Origin of the sequence: Sphingomonas sp. NFR04, assembly GCF_900114095.1 — a bacterium.
Taxonomy (GTDB): Bacteria; Pseudomonadota; Alphaproteobacteria; order Sphingomonadales; family Sphingomonadaceae; genus Sphingomonas.
The window spans coordinates 1-17,990 of record NZ_FORV01000010.1 but is presented as its reverse complement, the minus strand read 5'-3'; the positions used below and the strand labels follow the sequence as shown (position 1 = coordinate 17,990).

Annotated in this window: 14 protein-coding genes; 9 read left to right on the top strand and 5 right to left on the bottom strand. The window is 68.3% G+C overall.

The window, feature by feature from the left end; translation table 11 throughout:
- Nucleotides 1-118: 118 nt before the first annotated feature.
- The 4 genes from BM009_RS21000 (at nucleotide 119) to BM009_RS20985 (ending at nucleotide 4,221) form a co-directional block, all read left to right on the top strand.
- Nucleotides 119-1,297, top strand: coding sequence for a replication initiator protein A (locus BM009_RS21000; RefSeq protein ID WP_093299321.1), 1,179 nt, complete (start codon nucleotides 119-121; stop codon nucleotides 1,295-1,297).
- Nucleotides 1,298-1,828: 531 nt separating this feature from the next.
- Nucleotides 1,829-2,062 carry a DUF6894 family protein gene (locus BM009_RS20995; protein ID WP_093299319.1) on the top strand — a complete coding sequence of 78 codons (234 nt, stop codon included), beginning with the start codon at nucleotides 1,829-1,831 and terminating at the stop codon, nucleotides 2,060-2,062.
- A 108-nt stretch (nucleotides 2,063-2,170) separates the two neighbouring features.
- Nucleotides 2,171-3,457 (top strand): M20/M25/M40 family metallo-hydrolase, encoded by a 1,287-nt coding sequence (locus BM009_RS20990; RefSeq protein ID WP_093299316.1) that lies wholly within the window; start codon nucleotides 2,171-2,173, stop codon nucleotides 3,455-3,457.
- Nucleotides 3,454-4,221 carry a ThuA domain-containing protein gene (locus BM009_RS20985; protein ID WP_093299314.1) on the top strand — a complete coding sequence of 256 codons (768 nt, stop codon included), beginning with the start codon at nucleotides 3,454-3,456 and terminating at the stop codon, nucleotides 4,219-4,221. The genes BM009_RS20990 and BM009_RS20985 overlap by 4 nt, the downstream gene beginning before the upstream one ends.
- A gap of 6 nt (nucleotides 4,222-4,227) precedes the next feature.
- On the opposite strand, the gene BM009_RS20980 is transcribed toward BM009_RS20985, so the two are convergent.
- From BM009_RS20980 to BM009_RS20970, 3 genes are all read right to left on the bottom strand, one after another.
- Nucleotides 4,228-4,554 (bottom strand): hypothetical protein, encoded by a 327-nt coding sequence (locus BM009_RS20980; RefSeq protein ID WP_093299311.1) that lies wholly within the window; start codon nucleotides 4,552-4,554, stop codon nucleotides 4,228-4,230.
- A 68-nt stretch (nucleotides 4,555-4,622) separates the two neighbouring features.
- Complete coding sequence (locus BM009_RS20975; protein ID WP_093299308.1) at nucleotides 4,623-7,817, bottom strand: helicase-related protein; 3,195 nt, start codon at nucleotides 7,815-7,817, stop codon at nucleotides 4,623-4,625.
- A 108-nt stretch (nucleotides 7,818-7,925) separates the two neighbouring features.
- Complete coding sequence (locus BM009_RS20970; RefSeq protein WP_254772396.1) at nucleotides 7,926-10,865, bottom strand: TonB-dependent receptor domain-containing protein; 2,940 nt, start codon at nucleotides 10,863-10,865, stop codon at nucleotides 7,926-7,928.
- Between the two features lie 209 nt (nucleotides 10,866-11,074).
- Between BM009_RS20970 and BM009_RS20965 the strand changes: the two genes are divergently transcribed.
- The 3 genes from BM009_RS20965 to BM009_RS20955 are packed head-to-tail and all read left to right on the top strand — an operon-like array spanning nucleotide 11,075 to nucleotide 14,436.
- Nucleotides 11,075-11,998 carry a dihydrodipicolinate synthase family protein gene (locus tag BM009_RS20965; protein WP_093299306.1) on the top strand — a complete coding sequence of 308 codons (924 nt, stop codon included), beginning with the start codon at nucleotides 11,075-11,077 and terminating at the stop codon, nucleotides 11,996-11,998.
- A 7-nt stretch (nucleotides 11,999-12,005) separates the two neighbouring features.
- On the top strand, nucleotides 12,006-13,004 hold the full coding sequence (locus tag BM009_RS20960; RefSeq protein ID WP_093299304.1) for a 4-hydroxyproline epimerase: 999 nt from the start codon (nucleotides 12,006-12,008) through the stop codon (nucleotides 13,002-13,004).
- Nucleotides 13,005-13,029: 25 nt separating this feature from the next.
- A complete protein-coding gene (locus BM009_RS20955) occupies nucleotides 13,030-14,436 on the top strand; it encodes an amino acid permease (protein WP_093299301.1) in 1,407 nt (468 codons plus the stop codon).
- 4 nt (nucleotides 14,437-14,440) lie between these two features.
- Here BM009_RS20955 and BM009_RS20950 read toward each other — a convergent pair whose 3' ends face one another.
- Nucleotides 14,441-15,085, bottom strand: a complete 645-nt coding sequence (locus BM009_RS20950; protein WP_093299298.1) for a GntR family transcriptional regulator — start codon at nucleotides 15,083-15,085, stop codon at nucleotides 14,441-14,443.
- A 128-nt stretch (nucleotides 15,086-15,213) separates the two neighbouring features.
- On the opposite strand from BM009_RS20950, the gene BM009_RS20945 reads away from it, so the two are divergent.
- Together BM009_RS20945 and BM009_RS20940 are read left to right on the top strand one after the other, a co-directional pair.
- On the top strand, nucleotides 15,214-16,440 hold the full coding sequence (locus BM009_RS20945) for an NAD(P)/FAD-dependent oxidoreductase (protein ID WP_093299531.1): 1,227 nt from the start codon (nucleotides 15,214-15,216) through the stop codon (nucleotides 16,438-16,440).
- A 12-nt stretch (nucleotides 16,441-16,452) separates the two neighbouring features.
- Entirely contained in the window at nucleotides 16,453-17,637 is a 1,185-nt protein-coding gene (locus BM009_RS20940; protein WP_093299296.1) for a M24 family metallopeptidase, read from the top strand.
- Between the two features lie 75 nt (nucleotides 17,638-17,712).
- Here BM009_RS20940 and BM009_RS22820 read toward each other — a convergent pair.
- A partial coding sequence (locus tag BM009_RS22820) for a hypothetical protein (protein ID WP_217644249.1) occupies nucleotides 17,713-17,990 on the bottom strand: 278 nt, incomplete at its 5' end.

The window sequence follows — 17,990 nt, the reverse complement described above, 5'->3', positions numbered from 1 at the left end:
CCCGGGAAACATGGCTTCGGCCACGAGCCTTCCAACCTCCGACCTACTTCGCGATCCCGGAATCGCCCTTCGTTTCCCCGGGGAAACGCCCCTCCCCCACCCTGCTTCCAGAGGCTTCATGACCCAGGCCGATCGCCAGTCGATCCCCGAACAGTTCGACCTGTTCCTTCCCTATCTCGCCGACATGCCGCTGCGCGACCAGCGCGAGATGATGGAGCGCCCGTTCTTCAGCCTGGCCAAGACCAAGCGGGTGAAGCCGATCGACTACAAAAGCCCGGACGGCAAGCTGTGGGTCCATGTCTCCGCCAATCCCGATTACGGCATGGCGACGATCTGGGACGCCGACATCCTGATCTACTGCGCCAGCGTGCTTGCCGACATGGCGCGGCGCGGCCGCAACGACATCCCGCGCAAGCTCCATCTGATGCCATATGACCTGCTCCGCGCGATCGGCCGTCCGACGACGGGGCGCGCCTATGAACTGCTCGGCCAGTCGCTGGATCGGCTGGTGGCGACGACGATCAAGACGAACATCCGCGCCGAGAACCGCCGCGAGGCGACGTTCAGCTGGCTCGACGGCTGGACCCAGCTGGTCGACGAGCGCACCGAGCGCTCGCGCGGCATGACGATCGAGCTGTCGAGCTGGTTCTACGAGGGCGTGCTGATGACCGGCGGGGTGCTGTCGATCGACCGCGCCTATTTCGACCTGACCGGCGGGCGCGAGCGCTGGCTCTACAAGGTCGCGCGCAAACATGCCGGCGGGGCAGGGGAGGCGGGTTTCGCCATCTCTATGCCGACGCTGTTCGAGAAGTCGGGCGCCGAGGGGCAATATCGCCGCTTCAAGTTCGAGATCGCCAAGATCGTCGAGCGCGACGAGCTGCCGGGCTATACGCTGTCGCTGGAAACGCCCGCGGGCAAGCGCGAGCCCAGCCTGCGTATGCGGCGGCGCGGGGAGGGCGAGGTTCGCCCTGCGCCTTCGGTCGCGCCGGTGGAACCCGCCACGCGTCCTGCCAACCAGTCCGATGAGGTCGAGCCCCAACCGCTCGGTGCCGAGGCCCGCGCGCTGCTCCGCCGGACGGTCACCAGCCTAGCGACGCGGGGTACCAGCGGCATGCTCACCGACGCGACGCTGGAACAGGCCCGGCGCGAATGCCCCGGCTGGGACTATCAGGATCTCCACCGCCAGTTTCGCGACTGGGTGGAAGCGGATCCGGCGCGGACGCCTGCCAACTATCAGAACGCCTTTCTGGGGTTCGTTCGCCAGTGGCACGCCCGCAACAAGCACCAGCTGCGCTGAAGGTTCGGCCGATGCCGCCCCGAACCGTTCCCGAAGTGTCGGGCAGGGTTGGCGCGCGGGAGAAGGCGTCGCCATTTGGGACGGTGGTTTGAACCTCTTTATCCACAGCCACCCTGCAACTGATTCAACCTCGCGATCCCGCACCCCCAAACGCCTCATAAATCAGCCAGGCTGCACCGCCTTTCGACCCTTCGGGAACGCCCTTCGACCCTTCCGGAACCGTCTATCGACCTTTCGGGAACGGCACTGTCGACCTTTTGGGAACGGATCCTCGACACAATGGGAACGCAGCATTTCGGCGAATCGTGGAGTTACCGCGATTCGGCAGAGCGGCGACGTCGCATAACTCCGTAACGACTCAAGAAACCCTCTAACCAGGTTTCGAGTTTTCTCTTTTTGGATAGAGATAGAGGCGTGGGGAGCCGCACGTAACGACGCGCCAGCCCACCAACGTCCAACCCGCAAGGCCACTGCAACAATGATATACATCAACCGGCAGCAACTTGTTGAAGGCATGGGCATTATCCCCGCATGCCCGCCTATCGCTTCCGCCTCTGCACCCCGGACCACCACCCCCATACTGCCGAGCGTCGCGAACTGCCCGATCTTCGCCAGGCACTGATCGCCGGCCACAGTCTAGCTCGTGCCCTCCTTCGGCACCGCAACGGGCGCACGCCGGTACGCGGCAGCCTGGACATAGAGGACGATGGCGACCAGCCCGTCGCCCGCATCCTGCTCGCGGATCTCGCCCGACAGCTTTCCTGACGCGACGGGTGCGGCTTGCTCCAGGGGTGAGAGCGTGGTTTGAAGAAGCCCTCAGCAAAAGGGGCTCCAGTGACCGATCTGTCTTGCTTCTCCCGCCTTTGCGCCGCGATGCTGCTGGGCACCGCTGCCATTGCGCCGGCCGCCGCGCAGCAGCTCTCGGCGGCCGAAACGGCAATGGCGCGCACCGTAGACGCCGACTATGATCGGTCCGTCGCGCTGCTCGAAACGCTGGTCAACCAGAACAGCGGCACGCTCAACCTCGCCGGGGTTACCAAGATCGGCGAACGGATGCGGGCCGAGCTGGCGCCGCTGGGCTTTGCGGTGACCTGGAAGCCGATGGATGCCGTGCAACGCGCGGGTCATCTGATCGCCGTCCATCGCGGCAAGCCCGGCACCAAGCGCCTGCTGCTGATCGGCCATCTCGACACCGTGTTCGAGCCCGACTCGCCCTTCCAGAAATTCGTCCGCAAGGGCGATCTGGCGGAAGGGCCGGGGGCAGGGGACGACAAGGGCGGCATGGTGGTGATGCTCGCGGCGCTCCGGGCGATGCAGGCTGCCGGCACGCTCAAGGACGCCAATATCGAGATCGTGCTGACCGGCGACGAGGAAAAGGCGGGCAGCCCGCAGAATATCGCCCGCGCCGACCTGATCGCGGCCGGCAAGCGCGCCGATGTCGCGCTCGATTTCGAGGGGCTGGTGATCGACGGTGGGCGCGACATGGGGTCGGTCGCGCGGCGCTCGGCGATCGACTGGCGGATCACCGCCACGGGCAAGACCGGCCACAGCTCGCTGATCTTCGGATCCGAGTTCGGCGACGGGGCGATCAACGAGCTCACGCGCATCCTCGCCGCCTTCCGCAAGGAGCTGCCCGAACCCAACCTCACTTTCAACACCGGGGTGATCGCCGGCGGGGCGCGTGCCACTGTCGACGAGAGCGGCAACGCGACGGCGGCGGGCAAGACCAACATCATCCCCGCCACTGCTATCGCCACCGGCGACTTCCGCACGCTCAGCCCCGAGCAGACCGCGCGGGTGAAGGCCAAGATGGAAGCGATCGTCGCCGCGCATGCGCCGGGCACGGAGGCGAAGATCAGCTTCGGCGAGGGCTATCCGGCGATGGCGCCGACCGCCGGCAACCGCGCGCTGCTGGCGGCGCTCAACGGCGTCAATCGCGACCTCGGGCTGCCGGAAATGCCGGCACTCGATCCGCTCAAGCGCGGGGCGGGGGACATCTCGTTCGTCGCCGCCGATGTCGACAGCCTCGCAGGGCTGGGCACTTACAGCACCGGCGACCATGCACCCGGCGAGACGGTGGACCTTGCCAGCATCCGCCGCCAGGCCAAGCGTGCGGCGATCCTGATGTCGCGGCTGAGCGCGGAGCGATCGACGCGATGAGCCGCCTGCTGCGCGCCCTGGTGGCGCTCGCCGCACTGCTGCTGCCGGCGGTGGGGCGCGCCGATACGCAATTCACGCTGCTGGTGATCGCGGCCCCCAGCAAATATCATTACGAATACATCCCCGTCGCGCGCGAAAGCCTCGAAAAGCTCGGCCGCCTCCACGCCTTTGCGATCGACTGGCACAAGGACGGCGCGCCGCTCGACGGCGACCTCACCCACTATGCGGCGATCATGCTGCTCAACACGCCTGCCGACGAATTCTCCCCTACGCAGCGCGTTGGTCTAGAGCATTATCTGCAGGCCGGCGGCAATGCAGTGGTGGTGCACCGCGCGGCGATCATACCGACCGGGGTGTGGCCCTGGTACGAGAAGCTGGTCGGGCGGACCTTCATCAACCACCCGATGATCCAGACCGCCGTCGTCAACGTGCTCGACAAGAGCTTTCCGGCGGCGTTCGGGCTTCCGGACCATTGGCTGTGGAGCGACGAGTTCTACGTGACCGGCAATCCGTTCGACATCGCGATCCACCGCGTGCTCGGGGTCGACGAGGCGAGCTACGATCCCACCCGAATCTGGCCGGGGCAGGTGGGGCACCGGATGGGCAAGGACCATCCCGAGGCCTGGTACCATCGCTACGAGAAGGGGAGGGTGTTCGTCACCCTGCTCGGCCACGAGGCGGAGATGTACCGCGACGACCGCTATCTCCAGCACCTGCTGGGCGGCATCTATTGGGCAGCGACGGGGCTCGGCGAGCAGCGCTGAGCGGGATCAGTCGGCCCGCGCCATCCGCCGCGAGGCCAGCACGAGGTTGATCCGGCTGGTCGAGCGATCTTCGACACAGTCCTTCAGCAGGCGTCGCGAAGGCACCCCGTCCGCGACGCACTGCTCGGCGACGCCGCAGGGGATCGCATCCAGATCGCTATGCCCCGAGCCGCGCAAGATGCGGCAACGACGCAGATGCAGGCCATCCTCGCGCTTGTCGGTCTTCAGGTCGACCTTGATCATGCGTAGCTGGCGCGAGACGACGATGATCTCCTCCTCGGCGTTGAACGCCGGGGTGGTCTGGAGCATCAGCAGCAGGACGGGCAGAATCATGGCGCCATTCCTCTCCGGTTCTGTTTTCTAGGGGCAGCCTAGGCCGGGGGAGGGGGCAGCACAATGCGTCAATCGCCCGCCATCGCCTCCAGCAGCGTTTCGATCCGAGCCAGCCGCGCGGCGGGATCGTCGATCCGCTCGGCGAGCAGCAGCCGCTCGCCCTTGGCGGCGAGGGCCGCCGCGGCCGCATCCCCGGCGAAATCGGCGCGCGGGGTGAAGGCGATCGCGGCGGGGCCAGCGTCGATCCGCGCGATCCGCAGCGCCAATGCCTGGGCGCGTACGCGGGCGATCGCTAGCAAGGTCATGGCGGCCTCGGGCAGGGCGCCGAAGCGATCTTCCAGCTCCGCTTCCAGCGCGTCGATGGCAGGCCCGTCCTCGGCGCGGGCGAGGCGGACGTAGAAGCCGACGCGCAGCTCTTCATCGGGGATCCACGCCTCCGGGAGGCAACCCTGCAGCCCGAGATGCAGCTCGGGCGTCCAGCGCTCCACCGTCTCGCCGCGCGCCGTGCGCAGCGCGGCTTCGAGCAGGTGCTGGTAGAGATCGACGCCGATCAGCTTCATGTGCCCGGCCTGCGCCTCGCCGAGCAGGTCGCCGGCGCCGCGCATGTCGAGATCCTGCGCGCTGATCGCGAAGCCGGCACCGAGCCGGTCGAACGCCTCCAGCGTGCGGAGTCGTTTCAGGGTCCGCGCGCCGATCGGCTTGTCGGGCTCGGTGAGCAGCAGCACCTGCCCCCGCCGGCTGCCGCGCCCCACCCGGCCGCGCAGCTGGTGGAGCTGGCTCAGGCCGAAGCGGTCGGCACGATAGAGCACCATGGTGTTGGCGCGCGGCACGTCGAGCCCGGCCTCGATGATGTTGGTCGCCAGCAGCACGTCGCCGTCGCCGCGGCCGAAGCGGACCATCGCCTCGTCGATCTCGGCGGCGGGCATCTTGCCATGCGCCTGGAGCAGCTCCAGCTCGGGCACCAGCCGCGTGATCTTGGCGGCGAGCGGCGCCATGTCCTCGATCCGCGGCACGACGACGAAGCTCTGGCCGCCGCGGCTGCGCTCGCGCAGCAATGCGGCGCGCACCATGGCCTCGTCGAACACGCCCACCGCGGTGCGGATCGGCTGGCGGCGGGCAGGGGGCGTGGCGATGACCGAGAGGTGCTGGATGCCGACCAGCGCCGCCTGCAGCGTGCGCGGAATCGGCGTGGCGCTGAGTGTCAGCACATGCCCTGCGCCGAGCGCGCGCAGCTTGGCCTTGTCGGCCGCGCCGAAGCGCTGCTCTTCGTCGATGATGACGAGCGCGAGCTTGGCGTAGGCCACGCCCTTGCCGGCGACCGCGCCGGTGCCGATCACCACCTGGATCGACCCGTCGGCGAGCCCGGCCTTGACGCGCTTCTTCTCCGCCGCGCTGGAAAGCCGGGAGAGGCCGGCGACTTCGATTCCCGTACCCTCGAACCGTTCGGTGAAGGTCTCGAGATGCTGGCGGGCCAGAACGGTCGTGGGGGCGGCCACCACGACCTGATGCCCGGACAGCGCCGCCAGCGCCGCTGCCCGCAGCGCCACCTCCGTCTTGCCGAACCCGACATCGCCGATCACCAGCCGATCCATCGGCGTGCCGGCCGCAAGATCGTGACGAACGGCCTCGATCGCACGCGATTGATCGCGCGTTTCATTATATGGGAAACCGGCGACGAACCGTTCATATGCGGCAGCATCCGGGGAAAGAACCGGAGCGGTTAGCTTTAGCCGCGCTTCGGCAAGTGCGATCATCCCGCGCGCTGTCTCCGCAATGGCAAGGTCGATCGCGCCGCGGCGCTTCTGCCAGCTGGAGCCGTCAAGCTTGTCGAGCGCCACCGCGTCGGCGTCGCCGCCATAGCGCCACAGCCGATCGGCCTCGGCGACCGGCACCAGCCGCACGCCGCCATCGGCATAGGTGAGCGCGATCGCGTCCCCGCCTGCCTCGGCTTCGCCCGGCATCGGCGCCAGGCCGGTGACCTCGGCGATGCCATGATCCTCGTGGACGACGAGATCGCCGAGACGGATCTCGGTCTGGCCGAACAGCATGGGATCGGCGGCGCCGGTCTGGGCGGTGTCGCGTTCGGCGCGGCTGCCGAGCAGGTCGGCGGCGGCAATCGCGAGAATGCCTTCCCGCCGGAAACCGCGGTCGACGGGCGCCTCGAGCAGCGCGACGGCACCGGTCGGCCGGTCCTGCAGTGCGACCCAGCCGGGCACGTCCTGCGGATCGGTCTTCAGTACGCCCGCGATGCGGCTGCGCAGGAAGCGCAGATCGCGAGCGCTCCCCAGCAACACCAGCCGCGTCTCCGCTGCCATGGCATCGCGCGCGACACGGGCAAAGGCGCGGAGCGGGGCGCGGCCTTCGATGAAGCGCGGCGGAGGATCGCCGGAGGCGTCGAGCGCGAGCGGCGGATGCGCTTTGGCCGCACCCTGCCACTGCTTGTCGTCGAGCACGTCGCGCAGCGCGCGGCTCGGGCGGCGGCGCTGCGAGTCCGCGGCGAGGGCAAGGAAGCGCTTGCGCCGGTCCTCCGCGGCGGGTTCGATCGCCAGCAGCGCGCTGGGCAGGTGCGCGATGAGCGGCACGCCGTCTTTGCCGAGCGGCGGCTCGGAGACGCGGCCCAGCTCCTGCGCCTCGCAGTCGCCGGTGGTGCGCTGGGTGCCGGGATCATAGCTGCGCAGCGACACGACGACGCCGTCGGCGACTTCGATCCGCCGCGGTTCCTCGGCATCGGCGGGGTAAACGTCGAGCACCTGGCCGCGCAGCGCGACCTCGCCGGGCTCGTCGACGCGTTCGTCTTCGACATAGCCGGCCTCGACCAGCGCTTCGAACAACAGGGTCAAGTCGATGGGCTCGCCGGTCGCCACGCGGGGCGGGGCGGCTTCGAAGGCCTCGGGCGAGGGATAGAGGCGTGCCAGCGCCTCCCCGGTGGTGATGCAGGCGATCCGGGGTCGTTCCGCCTCGGCCTGCGCGAGGCGCAGACGGCGCAGCGCGGCGACGCGTTCGCCGACATTGGCGGGGGAGGCGGGGGCGGCATCGCCGGGGAGTGCGTCGCTGCCGGGGCAGAACACCACGCAAGCCTGGGGCGCCAGCGCTGTCAGCGCCCGCGCGATCGCGATGCCGCGGGGTTCGTCGGCGGCGGCGAAGAACAGGTCGTCTGCGACCAGCGCCTCCGCCAGCAGCGCGGCGGTCTCGCCGGTCGCAAGGGCAGGGGCGGCCTTGGTGGGCGCGATCGCGCGGGCAACGGGATCGCGGGAAGAAGCCATGCGGGAATAAGCCTTTGGAACGACGAGCTACCGCTAACGAGCGGCCTGCGCCGCCGTTCCAGAGGGCAGGGGTGGGGCCGGTGAGGGAACACCGGCCCCGGGGAGAGCTCAGAAGGTCAGCGTCGCGCCTACGAACAGCGTGCGGCCCATCGGGTCGTACACGCCTGGATAGGTGTTGCCGTTGCCGAAGCTGGCCAGCACGCCCGAGGCGATCGCCGGCGGCGACTTGTCGGTCAGGTTGTTGATGCCCATCCGGAACTGCAGCTGCTTGGCGGGCACCACGGTCGCGGCGAGGTCGAAATATTCGGTCGCGGGGATCGTCGCGTTGATGATGCTGATCGGGCCGGCCTCGCTGAGGAAGGCGTTCGACGAGGAGGTCGACAGCGCCGTCTTGGCGAAGTGGCGCCAGGCGAGCGACAGCGTCGCCTTCTCGCCGGGCACGGTCCAGGTCAGGCGCGCGACATGCCGCCAGGTCGGGTTGGGCTGGCCGCAGCTATAGCCGTAATAGCCCTTGCAGTCGTAGCTGCCGAGACCCGGCAGCGGCTCCTGCACCTGCTGTTGCAACCAGGTGCCGACGATGTTGGCGTCGAGCTTGCCGAGATTGCCGATCCTCGTCGCATAGGCCGCGGCGACGTCGATGCCGGAGGTGAGCAGATAACCGGTGTTGAGCGTGCTGCCGACGACATAGCCGTTGGTGCCGAACAGCGCGCCCGAGCGCGGATCGCGGTGGAACAGCCCGCAATAATAGGGATCGCCGGTGGAGGTGCATTGGCTGACCACCAGCGACGGCGCGATCGAGCTGATATAGCCCTTCACCTTGATGTGGTAATAATCGACCGACAGCGAGAAGCCGCGCAGCTGCTTGGGCGTCAGCACCACGCCGAAGGTGTAGGTGTCGCCCACTTCGGGCTTCACCGCCGGGTTGCCGCCATAGGATTGCGAGCAGGTCTCGGCCGGGCACTGGATGATATGGCCGTACTGCGCATCGCTGACCCCGGTCAGCTTGCACGCCGCGAGCGACGCGTCGGGGGTGGCGCCGGCGCAAGGGTCGGTCAGCGAGACGTTGCCGATGCCGCGCGCGCCGAACAGCTCGCTGATATTGGGGGCGCGGATCGCGCGGTTGTAGCTGGCGCGGAACCGGGCACCATCGAGCGGCGACCAGGTCAGCTCGGCCTTGTAGGTCCAGGCCTTGTAGTGCGATTCGGTCGCGGTCGACCCCTGGCGGTTGGTATAGTCTGAATAGCGCAGGCCGCCGTTCACCGTCAGGTCGTGGATGAAGGGCACATTGGCGACCAGCGGCAGCTCGAGCTCGCCATAAGCCTCGTTGACGGTGATCGAGCCGTCGGCATCGGCGCTGCCGCCCTGCTTGGCGACCTCGTCCGCGGTGAAGTTGAGCGTCTCGCGGCGGCGCTCGACGCCGACCGCCAGCCCGGCGCCGCGCGTCGCCCAAGGGCTCTGGATGCCGAAGGTGCCGAGGTCGCCGTTGATCGAGCCCGAGAAGACTTCGAGCGTGTTGCGCGACGCGGTGCTCGACGGGCTGAACAGATAGCGCGCCTGATCGGTGGTGATGCCGTCGGCGCGGAAGATGTCGATCGGAACGCAGGCCGGATCGGTGCCGTCGATCTTCGAGCGGCAGGTCGGCGTGCCGTTCACCGACACCACGTCCAGCGCGCGCTGCGCCTTCACATTGTCGACATTGTTGAGATAGGTCTCATTATAGCGCGACAGCGAATAGAGGTAGCCGACGTCGTAGCTGAAGCCACGGCCGAGATCGCCCTTCACGCCGCCGTTATAGCGGTAATCCTGGTGGCGCAGATCGTCTCGGCGTGAATAGGCGCCGTTGAGGCGATAGCCGATCAGCGTGTCGATCGTGGCGGAGGTGCCGGCCGCCGGGCCGCACAACGCCGCCTGCTGGCCCGAGCTCATCAGCGGGTTGTCGCAGGGCAGGGTGAAGGTGGTGCCGAGGAACAGCGCCGAGGGTGCTACCTGCGAGAAGGTATGGTCCTTCATCCACATGAAGCTGCCATAGACCTTGGCCACCGGCGCGATCTCGAACGAGGCGCTGCCGCCGGCGGTATAGCGCTCGTCCGAACGCTGGATGTAGTTGGTGGGCGAGTAGTTGTACGCGTAGCTGGCGTCGTACGGCACCCAGCTCTTGGAGCCGTCGCGGGCGTTGGTGAGATAGCCCAGCTCCTTGCTGGGACCGTCGAGCGGCGCAAAGGTGCCGTAGGTGGTGTTGCTCGATCCCCCGCAGACCAGTGCGCTGGCACCGTCGGCATTGAGCGCGCAGGACGAATAGTCGCGCGTCGCCTGCAGCACCGGATCGGTGTGGCGATAGCCGCCATAGACGGTGACGTTGCCGCGGCCGTCCGCGAAATTCTTGCCGAACGCGCCGTTGATGTCCTGCTTGGCGCCGTCGAACACATTGCGCGGCGCCAGCTGATAGCCCTTGGCCGAGACGAGGCCGCGGACATAGGCATTGTCGTTGGTGTGCTGCGCGACGCTGGTCTGCGCATCCAGCCGCAGCCCGTCGAGATGGTCGCGCAGGATGAAATTGACCACGCCCGACATCGCGTCCGAGCCATAGACGGCCGAGGCACCGCCGGTGACGACATCGACCCGCTCGATCAGCGCGGTCGGGACGAAGTTGATGTCGGTCGCCTGCGAGGAGAGGATGCGCTGGCCGTTGATCAGCGTCAGCACGCGGTTCGAGCCGAGGTTGCGCAGGTTGATCTGCGCCGATCCGTCCGAGCCGTTGGAGACGTTCTCGTTGCCGTCGGCGGTGAATTGCGGCAGCCGCGCGAGCATCGTCTCGGCGTTGACGGCACCCTGGTAGCGCACTTCCTGCGCATCGACGCTGGTCAGCGGGCTGTTGCTCTCCAGATCGGGGCGGCGGATGCGCGTGCCGGTGACGGTGATTTCGGCGCGGTCGTTGTCGGCGCCCGCCACGCCGCTATCTGCGTCCTGCGCAAAAGCCGCACTGGAGACCAGTGCCATCGCCAGCGCGCCAAGCGCCGCACCCGTTCGCATCGTAAGAAAATTTCGCATGTGCCGCACACCCCTTTTTCTGAGTCGCGCATATGCAACATAAGAAGCATCATTCCGTCAAATACATTATACGATATCTAAATGCTGGAGGTGGGCGCGGCGTTACCCCTTTCGGGAATGCCGAAAATATGCGTTGATCCAGACAGCCCTTGCGTCACTCTCGCATACCGTATACGAAATCGATCAACCCAGTGGAGGATCGTGTTCTTATGACTGCAGCCAAGACGCTCTGGACCGGCGTCTATCCCGCGGCGACCACCCAGTTCGCCGAGGATCTCTCGATCGATCTCGATGCCACCCAGCGCACCCAGACCGCGCTGGTCGATGACGGCGTCGACGGCCTTATCCTGCTCGGCACCTGCGGCGAGAACAATTCGCTCGAGGCGGACGAGAAGCGCGTCGTGCTTCAGGCTGGCGTCGAGGCAGTCGGAGGCCGCGTGCCGCTGGTCGCCGGCGTTTCCGAATTCACCACCGCGCGCGCGATCCAATATGCCCGCGATGCCGAGAAGATCGGCGTCGACGCGCTGATGCTGCTGCCGGCGATGGTCTATGTGCCTACGCCTGAGGAGCTCGAAGCCCATTTCCGCGCGGTGGCCGAGGCGACCGCGCTGCCGATCATGCTCTACAACAATCCGCCGGCCTATCGCGTGTCGATCGACACTGCGACGCTGGATCGCCTCACCGATGTGAAGAATATCGTGGCGGTCAAGGAAAGCGCGCCCGATCCGCGCCGCTTCACCGATCTCTTCAACCGCTATGGCGATCGCTACACGCTGATGGCGGGCCTTGACGATGTCGCGCTGGAAGGCATGTTCCTCGGCGCCTCGGGCTGGGTCTCGGGCCTGACCAGCGCCTTCCCCGAAGAGTCGGTGCGCCTCATCGCGGCGTTCAACGAGGGCCGCTATGACGAGGCCCGCGCCATCTATCGCTGGTTCATGCCGCTGCTCCACCTCGATGCCGAGCATGACCTAGTCCAGTCGATCAAGCTCGCCGAGCAGATCATGGGCCGGGGCAGCGAGCGCGTCCGCCTGCCGCGCCTGCCGCTTTCGGGTGCCCGCCGCGAACAGGTAATCCGCTGGGTGGAGGAAGCCGCGGCGACCCGCCCGAGCCAGCGCGCCGCCAAGGCAGCCTGAGGAAACCATGCGCCACACCTTCTTCTGCATCGACGGCCATACCGCGGGGAACCCGGTGCGGCTGGTCGCGGGCGGCGCACCGCTGCTCCGCGGCGGCGACATGCTGGCGCGGCGCGCGGACTTCCAGGAACGCTTCGACTGGATCCGCACCGGCCTCTGCTTCGAGCCGCGCGGGCACGACATGATGTCGGGCGGGTTCCTCTATCCGCCCACCCGCGACGATACCGATTGCGGCATCCTGTTCATCGAGACCTCGGGCTGCCTGCCGATGTGCGGGCACGGCACGATCGGGATGGTGACCTTCGGGCTCGAACACGGGCTGATCACCCCGCGCACGCCCGGCCAGCTGCGCATCGAAGTGCCGGCGGGGGTGATCGATATCGCCTATGAAATGACGGACGACCGGGTGCGCTGGGTGCGGATCCGCAACGTGCCCGCCTATGTCGCGGCGACCGGCATAGAGATCGAGGTGCCGGGCTTCGGCCCGCTGCGCATCGACGTCTCCTATGGCGGCAATTACTATGCGATCATCGAGCCGCAGGGGCCCTATACCGGGCTCGACGATCTCGGCGCCTCGCGCATCGTCGAGCTCAGTCGGACGATCCGCGCGCTGGTGCGCGACAAGGTGGAGCCGGTCCACCCGCTCGACGACCGTATCCGCGGCGTCAGCCACGTCCTCTGGGCAGACAGGCCCAGGAGCGAGGGGGCCGATGGTCGCAACGCCGTGTTCTACGGCGAGCGCGCGATCGATCGCAGCCCGTGCGGCACCGGCACCTCGGCGCGGCTGGCGCATCTGGAGCAGCAGGGGCGCCTGAGCGTCGGCGATCGCTTCGTCCATGAAAGCTATATCGGCAGCCGGTTCATCGGCCGGGTCGAGGAAGCGGTGATGGTGGGCAATCGCCCCGGCATCATCCCCTCGATCGAAGGCTCGGCGATCGCCACCGGTTTCAACACCATCTGGATCGACCGCGCGGACCCGTTCTGGGCCGGCTTCTCGGTCGTCTGACGACAACGACAAAGGCGGGGGTTGCATGGGATTTTGGGGACCGATCAAGCCGATCGAACGCAGCACGGGCCATAGCGCGCATCGGCTGCGCCCCACGCTGTCCTGGCCGCACCTGATCGCGCTGGGCGTCGGCGCGATCGTCGGCACCGGCATCTATACGCTGACGGGCGTCGGTGCCGAGCGGGCAGGGCCGGCGGTGATCCTCGCCTTCGTCATCGCCGGCGCGGTGTGCGCCTGCGCCGCGCTCGCCTATGCCGAACTCGCGACGATGATCCCGGCGGCAGGCAGCGCCTATACCTATAGCTATTCGGTGCTCGGCGAGACGATCGCCTGGGTGGTCGGCTGGAGCCTAATCCTCGAATATTCGCTCGCCTGCTCGGCGGTGGCGGTGGGCTGGTCGGGCTATCTGGTCGGCTGGCTGCAATCGGCGGGCATTCATCTGCCCGCGATGCTGCTCCAGGGACCGCATGCCGGGGGCATCGTCAACCTGCCGGCGGTGCTCGTCTCCTTCGCGATCGCCGGCATGCTGATGCTCGGCACCCGCGAGAGCGCGACGCTCAACATCGTGCTGGTCGTCATCAAGCTGGTGGCGCTCGCCGTGTTCGTGGCCCTCGCGTTGCCCGGCTTCGACGCGGCGAACTTCCACCCTTTCATGCCCTATGGCTTCGCCTCCCATGCCGATGGCACCAGCACCCGCGGCGTGATGGCCGCCGCCGCGATCGTGTTCTTCGCCTTTTACGGCTTCGACGCCGTCGCCACCTCGGCCGAGGAAGCCAAGAATCCCGGCCGCGACCTGACCATCGGCATCGTCGGATCCATGGCGCTGTGCACCACCATCTACATCCTGGTCGCGGTCGCGGCGGTGGGAGCGATGTCTTACACCACGCTTGGCAACTCGCCCGAGCCGCTGGCGCTGGTGCTGCGCACCCTCGACCACCCCTTCGCCGCCTGGGCGATCGCCGCCGCCGCGCTGATCGCGCTCCCGTCGGTGATCCTGGTGATGATGTACGGCCAGAGCCGCATCTTCTTCGTGATGGCGCGCGACGGGTTGCTGCCGCGCGGCCTGGCCAAGGTTTCGCCGCGCACCGGTGCGCCGGTGCTAGTGACCGGCATCACCGGGCTGTTCGTCGCCGCCGTCGCGGGCTTCCTGCGGCTCGACGAGATCGCCGAGCTGGCCAATGCCGGCACGCTGATCGCGTTCATCGCGGTCGGGGTCTGCATGATGCTGCTCCGCCGCCGCGCGCCCGATGCGCCGCGCATCTTCCGCTGCCCGCAGCCCTATCTGGTCGGCACGCTGGCGGTGCTCGGCTGCCTCTATCTGCTCTTCTCGCTGCCCGAGAAGACGCTGGTGCGCTTCCTGATCTGGAACGTCGCGGGGCTCGCCGTCTATTTCCTCTACGGCCGCGCGCGCAGCGTGCTGGCGCGCGGCTGAGGGCTCAGCCGTTCAGCTGGCGCCGGAGATCGGTGAGGGTGCCTTCGATGTGCGCGCGGGCGAGCGCGCGGGTGCGATCGGCGTCGCCGCGCTCCCACGCCGTCATCAGCTCGGCATGTTCCAGATGCGCGCGATCCTCGCGCCCGGCGGGCTCAAGATGCTTGTGAACATAGCGCTCGGCGAGGATCTGCAGCCGTTCGACCAGTTGCGTGGTGAGCAGCCGTCCGCCGGGGCGGACCATCGCGATGTGGAACTCGCGGTTGCGCGCGGCGACTTCATCGAGATGCTCGTTCGCGGCGAGATCCAGCGCGGCCAGCGCCTCGCGCGCGGCGGCGCGGTCGAGGTCGGTTGCGGAAAGCGCCCCGGCGGCGACGGCATCGGGCTCGATGGCGAGGCGCAGCGCGAAGATTTCCTCCGCCTCGCCCGACGACATCGCGCGGACGAAATAGCCGCGGTTCGCCTGGCCGACGAGCAGCCCTTCCTGCTCCAGCCGGGCCAGCGCCTCGCGCAGCGGGATCTTGCTCACGCCCAGCTGGTTGGCCAGCGCGTCCTGGCGGATCGCCTGCTCCACCGGCAGCTTGCCGGAGACGATCTGCTCGCGGACAATCGTGAAGATCTGTTCCGACAGCGTGCGGACGACGATACTCATGTGCTTGGTCTTCCCCTGGAATGCCTGCTGCCGGCACCGGGATTTCCCCGTCCCGAGGGCGCGGAATGTGGCAGGCGAAACGCACAAATACGGTATACCTGTACCTCGAAATCGGCAAGGCGAAGTTGATGCAGTGCAATATCCTGGTGATCGGCGGCGGCGTGGTGGGGTTGGCGAGCGCGCTCGCCCTGGCCCGCGCCGGCTGGTCGGTGCGGCTGGTCGATGCCGATCCCGATCGCCGCGCCGCCTCCTGGGGCAATGCCGGACATATCGCTATCGAGCAGGTTGCGCCGCTCGCCTCCTGGGCGACGGTGCGCAGCCTGCCGCGGCGGCGCTTCGGGGCAGGGGGCGCGGTGTCCTTGCCGCCCTCGGCCTGGCGACACTGGCTGCCCTTCGGGCTGCGGCTGCTCGGCGCGGCGCGGCCGAGCGTGTTCGCGCGCGGGCAGGCGGCGCTGGGCGGGCTGCTCGCCGAGGCAATGCCCGCCTGGCAGCGGCTGAGCGCCAGCCTCGACACCCCCGAGCTGCTGCGCGACCAGGGGCATATCGTTGCCTGGGGCAGCCCTGCGTCGGTCGAGGCGGGGCGGCGCGCCTGGGCGTCGGCGGACATCGGCACCGCGGCGTTTCGCGACGCCACCCCCGCCGAACTGCTCCAGCTGCCGGGCAGGGCGATGGCCGGCGCGATCCGCTTCACCAACACCGCGCAGATCAGCGACCTCGGCGCGCTCGATCGTGCACTGCGGGCGGCTCTGGTCGCAGCGGGCGGGACCATCCTCTCGGGTGACGCGACGCTAAGCCTCGCGGGCGGCGAGGCGCGGCTCGCGATCGATGGCGCCCCCGTGCCCGATGCGGACCAGCTGCTGGTCGCCGCCGGCGTCGCCTCGGGCCGCGTGCTGGCACCGCTCGGCCACCGCGTCCCGATCATCGCCGAGCGCGGCTATCATCTCCGCGCGACCGATCACGACTGGCCCGCCGATCTGCCGCCTCTGGTGTTCGAGGACCGCTCGATGATCGTCACCCGCTATGCCGGTTGCGTGCAGGCGGCGAGCTTCGTCGAGTTTGCGGGCATCGACACGCCCCCCGATCCGGCGAAGTGGGAACGGCTCGAGGCGCATATCGTCGCGCTCGGCCTGCCGCTGCGCCCGCCCTTCAGCCGCTGGACCGGCGCGCGCCCGACCCTGCCCGATTATCTCCCGGCGATCGGCCGCAGCCGCAAGGCCGGCAATCTGCTCTACGCCTTCGGCCACCAGCATCTCGGCCTCACCCTCGCGGCGATCACCGGCGAACGCGTCGCCGCGCTGGCCGAGGGCGGGGCAGCCGATCTCGCCCGCTTCGATCTTCACCGCTTCCACGCATAAGGACGTCTCCCCATGACCATCGGCGGATCCACCGCGGAAATCGAACTCGCCGCGCTCGTGCCCTGGGCCGATCGCGCCCCGGCCATCACGCTTGGCGAGCGCCGCGATCGTCTCGCGCGCGTGCGCGAGCGTATGGAAGCGATGGGGGCACAGGCGCTGCTGGTGAATGCGGGCATGTCGCTGCGCTATTTCGCCGGCGTCCCCTGGAGCGCTACCGAGCGGCTGGTAGCGATGCTGCTACCGCTCCACGGCGAGCCGATCATGATCTGCCCGCGCTTCGAGCTCGGCTCGCTCACTGCCGACATGGCCTATGCCGCGGACATGCGGCTGTGGGAGGAGGACGAGGATCCCTTCGCGCTGGTGGCGGACGCACTGGGCGGCGTCACCACGCTCGCCATCGACCCCGCGCTCCCCTTCCAGATGGCCGAGCGCCTCCGCCGCGCCGCGCCGGATGTGGTGCTGGTCGACGGCGCGCCCGCGATCGACGGCTGCCGGATGCGCAAGTCGCCCGCCGAACTCGCGCTGATGCAGCAGGCCAAGAACATGACGCTGGCGGTCCACCACGCCGCCGCGCGCATCCTGGCGCCCGGCATCACCACCGGTGCGGTCAAGCGCTTCATCGACCAGGCGCACCGCGCGCTGGGCGCCGCGGGCTCGACCTTCTGCATCGTCCAGTTCGGCCATGCGACGGCGTTCCCGCATGGCCTGCCCGGCGAGCAGGCGCTGGAGGAAGGCCAGCTCGTGCTGATCGACACCGGCTGCACCGTCGAAGGCTACCACTCCGACATCACCCGCACCTATGCCTTCGGCCGGGTGTCGGACGACGAGCAGGCGATCTGGGCGCTGGAGAAGGAAGCCCAGGCCGCCGCTTTCGCCGCTGCCCAACCGGGGGTGCCCTGCGAGCAGGTCGATGCCGCCACGCGCGGCGTATTGGAGAAAGCAGGGCTGGGGCCCGACTATCGTCTGCCCGGCCTGCCGCATCGCACCGGCCATGGCATCGGCCTGTCGATCCACGAGCCGGCCTATCTGGTGCGCGGGGACAGGACGCCGCTCGATACCGGCATGTGCTTCTCCAACGAGCCGATGATCGTCGTGCCCGATCGCTTCGGCATTCGCCTCGAGGACCATTTCTACATGAGCGAGTCGGGCCCGCGCTGGTTCACCGAACCGCAAGAGGCGATCGATCGGCTCTCCTGAGCCCCGATTCTCCCGTTCTGAGGAGCGATTCGGCTGTGATTCGCAGTGATTCGGCGCGCAAAGGTCATCAAATGGTCATGCGAGCCGGAGGTTGTGCCGCCAAGAAATGGCGGTTTTCTGCGGATTTCCAGGCAGCACGATGCTCCTGCGCCACAAAAATGCAAAACGGTGTTGACGGGTGGGAACCTCCCGCATAGAAGCCACTTCACCGACGCGGTGCTCTTCACTGAGGCAGCGGCGGTCACCGAAATTCAGGCGCAGCGGCCGCCCCGGAAAAAGGGGAAAGGCGCAGCGTCGATTTTTGTCGCTCTTTGACATTGTTGGTTTAGATGAAGGGACATGTGGGCGGCGGC

Coding starts and splice junctions, on each gene's coding strand:
- BM009_RS20995 (WP_093299319.1), top strand. CDS start 1,829: ATGCCCGCCTATCGCTTCCGCCTCTGCACCCCGGACCACCACCCCCAT.
- BM009_RS20945 (WP_093299531.1), top strand. CDS start 15,214: ATGCAGTGCAATATCCTGGTGATCGGCGGCGGCGTGGTGGGGTTGGCG.
- BM009_RS20985 (WP_093299314.1), top strand. CDS start 3,454: ATGAGCCGCCTGCTGCGCGCCCTGGTGGCGCTCGCCGCACTGCTGCTG.
- BM009_RS20970 (WP_254772396.1), bottom strand. CDS start 10,865: ATGCGAAATTTTCTTACGATGCGAACGGGTGCGGCGCTTGGCGCGCTG.
- BM009_RS20940 (WP_093299296.1), top strand. CDS start 16,453: ATGACCATCGGCGGATCCACCGCGGAAATCGAACTCGCCGCGCTCGTG.
- BM009_RS20980 (WP_093299311.1), bottom strand. CDS start 4,554: ATGATTCTGCCCGTCCTGCTGCTGATGCTCCAGACCACCCCGGCGTTC.
- BM009_RS20955 (WP_093299301.1), top strand. CDS start 13,030: ATGGGATTTTGGGGACCGATCAAGCCGATCGAACGCAGCACGGGCCAT.
- BM009_RS20975 (WP_093299308.1), bottom strand. CDS start 7,817: ATGGCTTCTTCCCGCGATCCCGTTGCCCGCGCGATCGCGCCCACCAAG.
- BM009_RS20990 (WP_093299316.1), top strand. CDS start 2,171: ATGCTGCTGGGCACCGCTGCCATTGCGCCGGCCGCCGCGCAGCAGCTC.
- BM009_RS20960 (WP_093299304.1), top strand. CDS start 12,006: ATGCGCCACACCTTCTTCTGCATCGACGGCCATACCGCGGGGAACCCG.
- BM009_RS21000 (WP_093299321.1), top strand. CDS start 119: ATGACCCAGGCCGATCGCCAGTCGATCCCCGAACAGTTCGACCTGTTC.
- BM009_RS20965 (WP_093299306.1), top strand. CDS start 11,075: ATGACTGCAGCCAAGACGCTCTGGACCGGCGTCTATCCCGCGGCGACC.
- BM009_RS20950 (WP_093299298.1), bottom strand. CDS start 15,085: ATGAGTATCGTCGTCCGCACGCTGTCGGAACAGATCTTCACGATTGTC.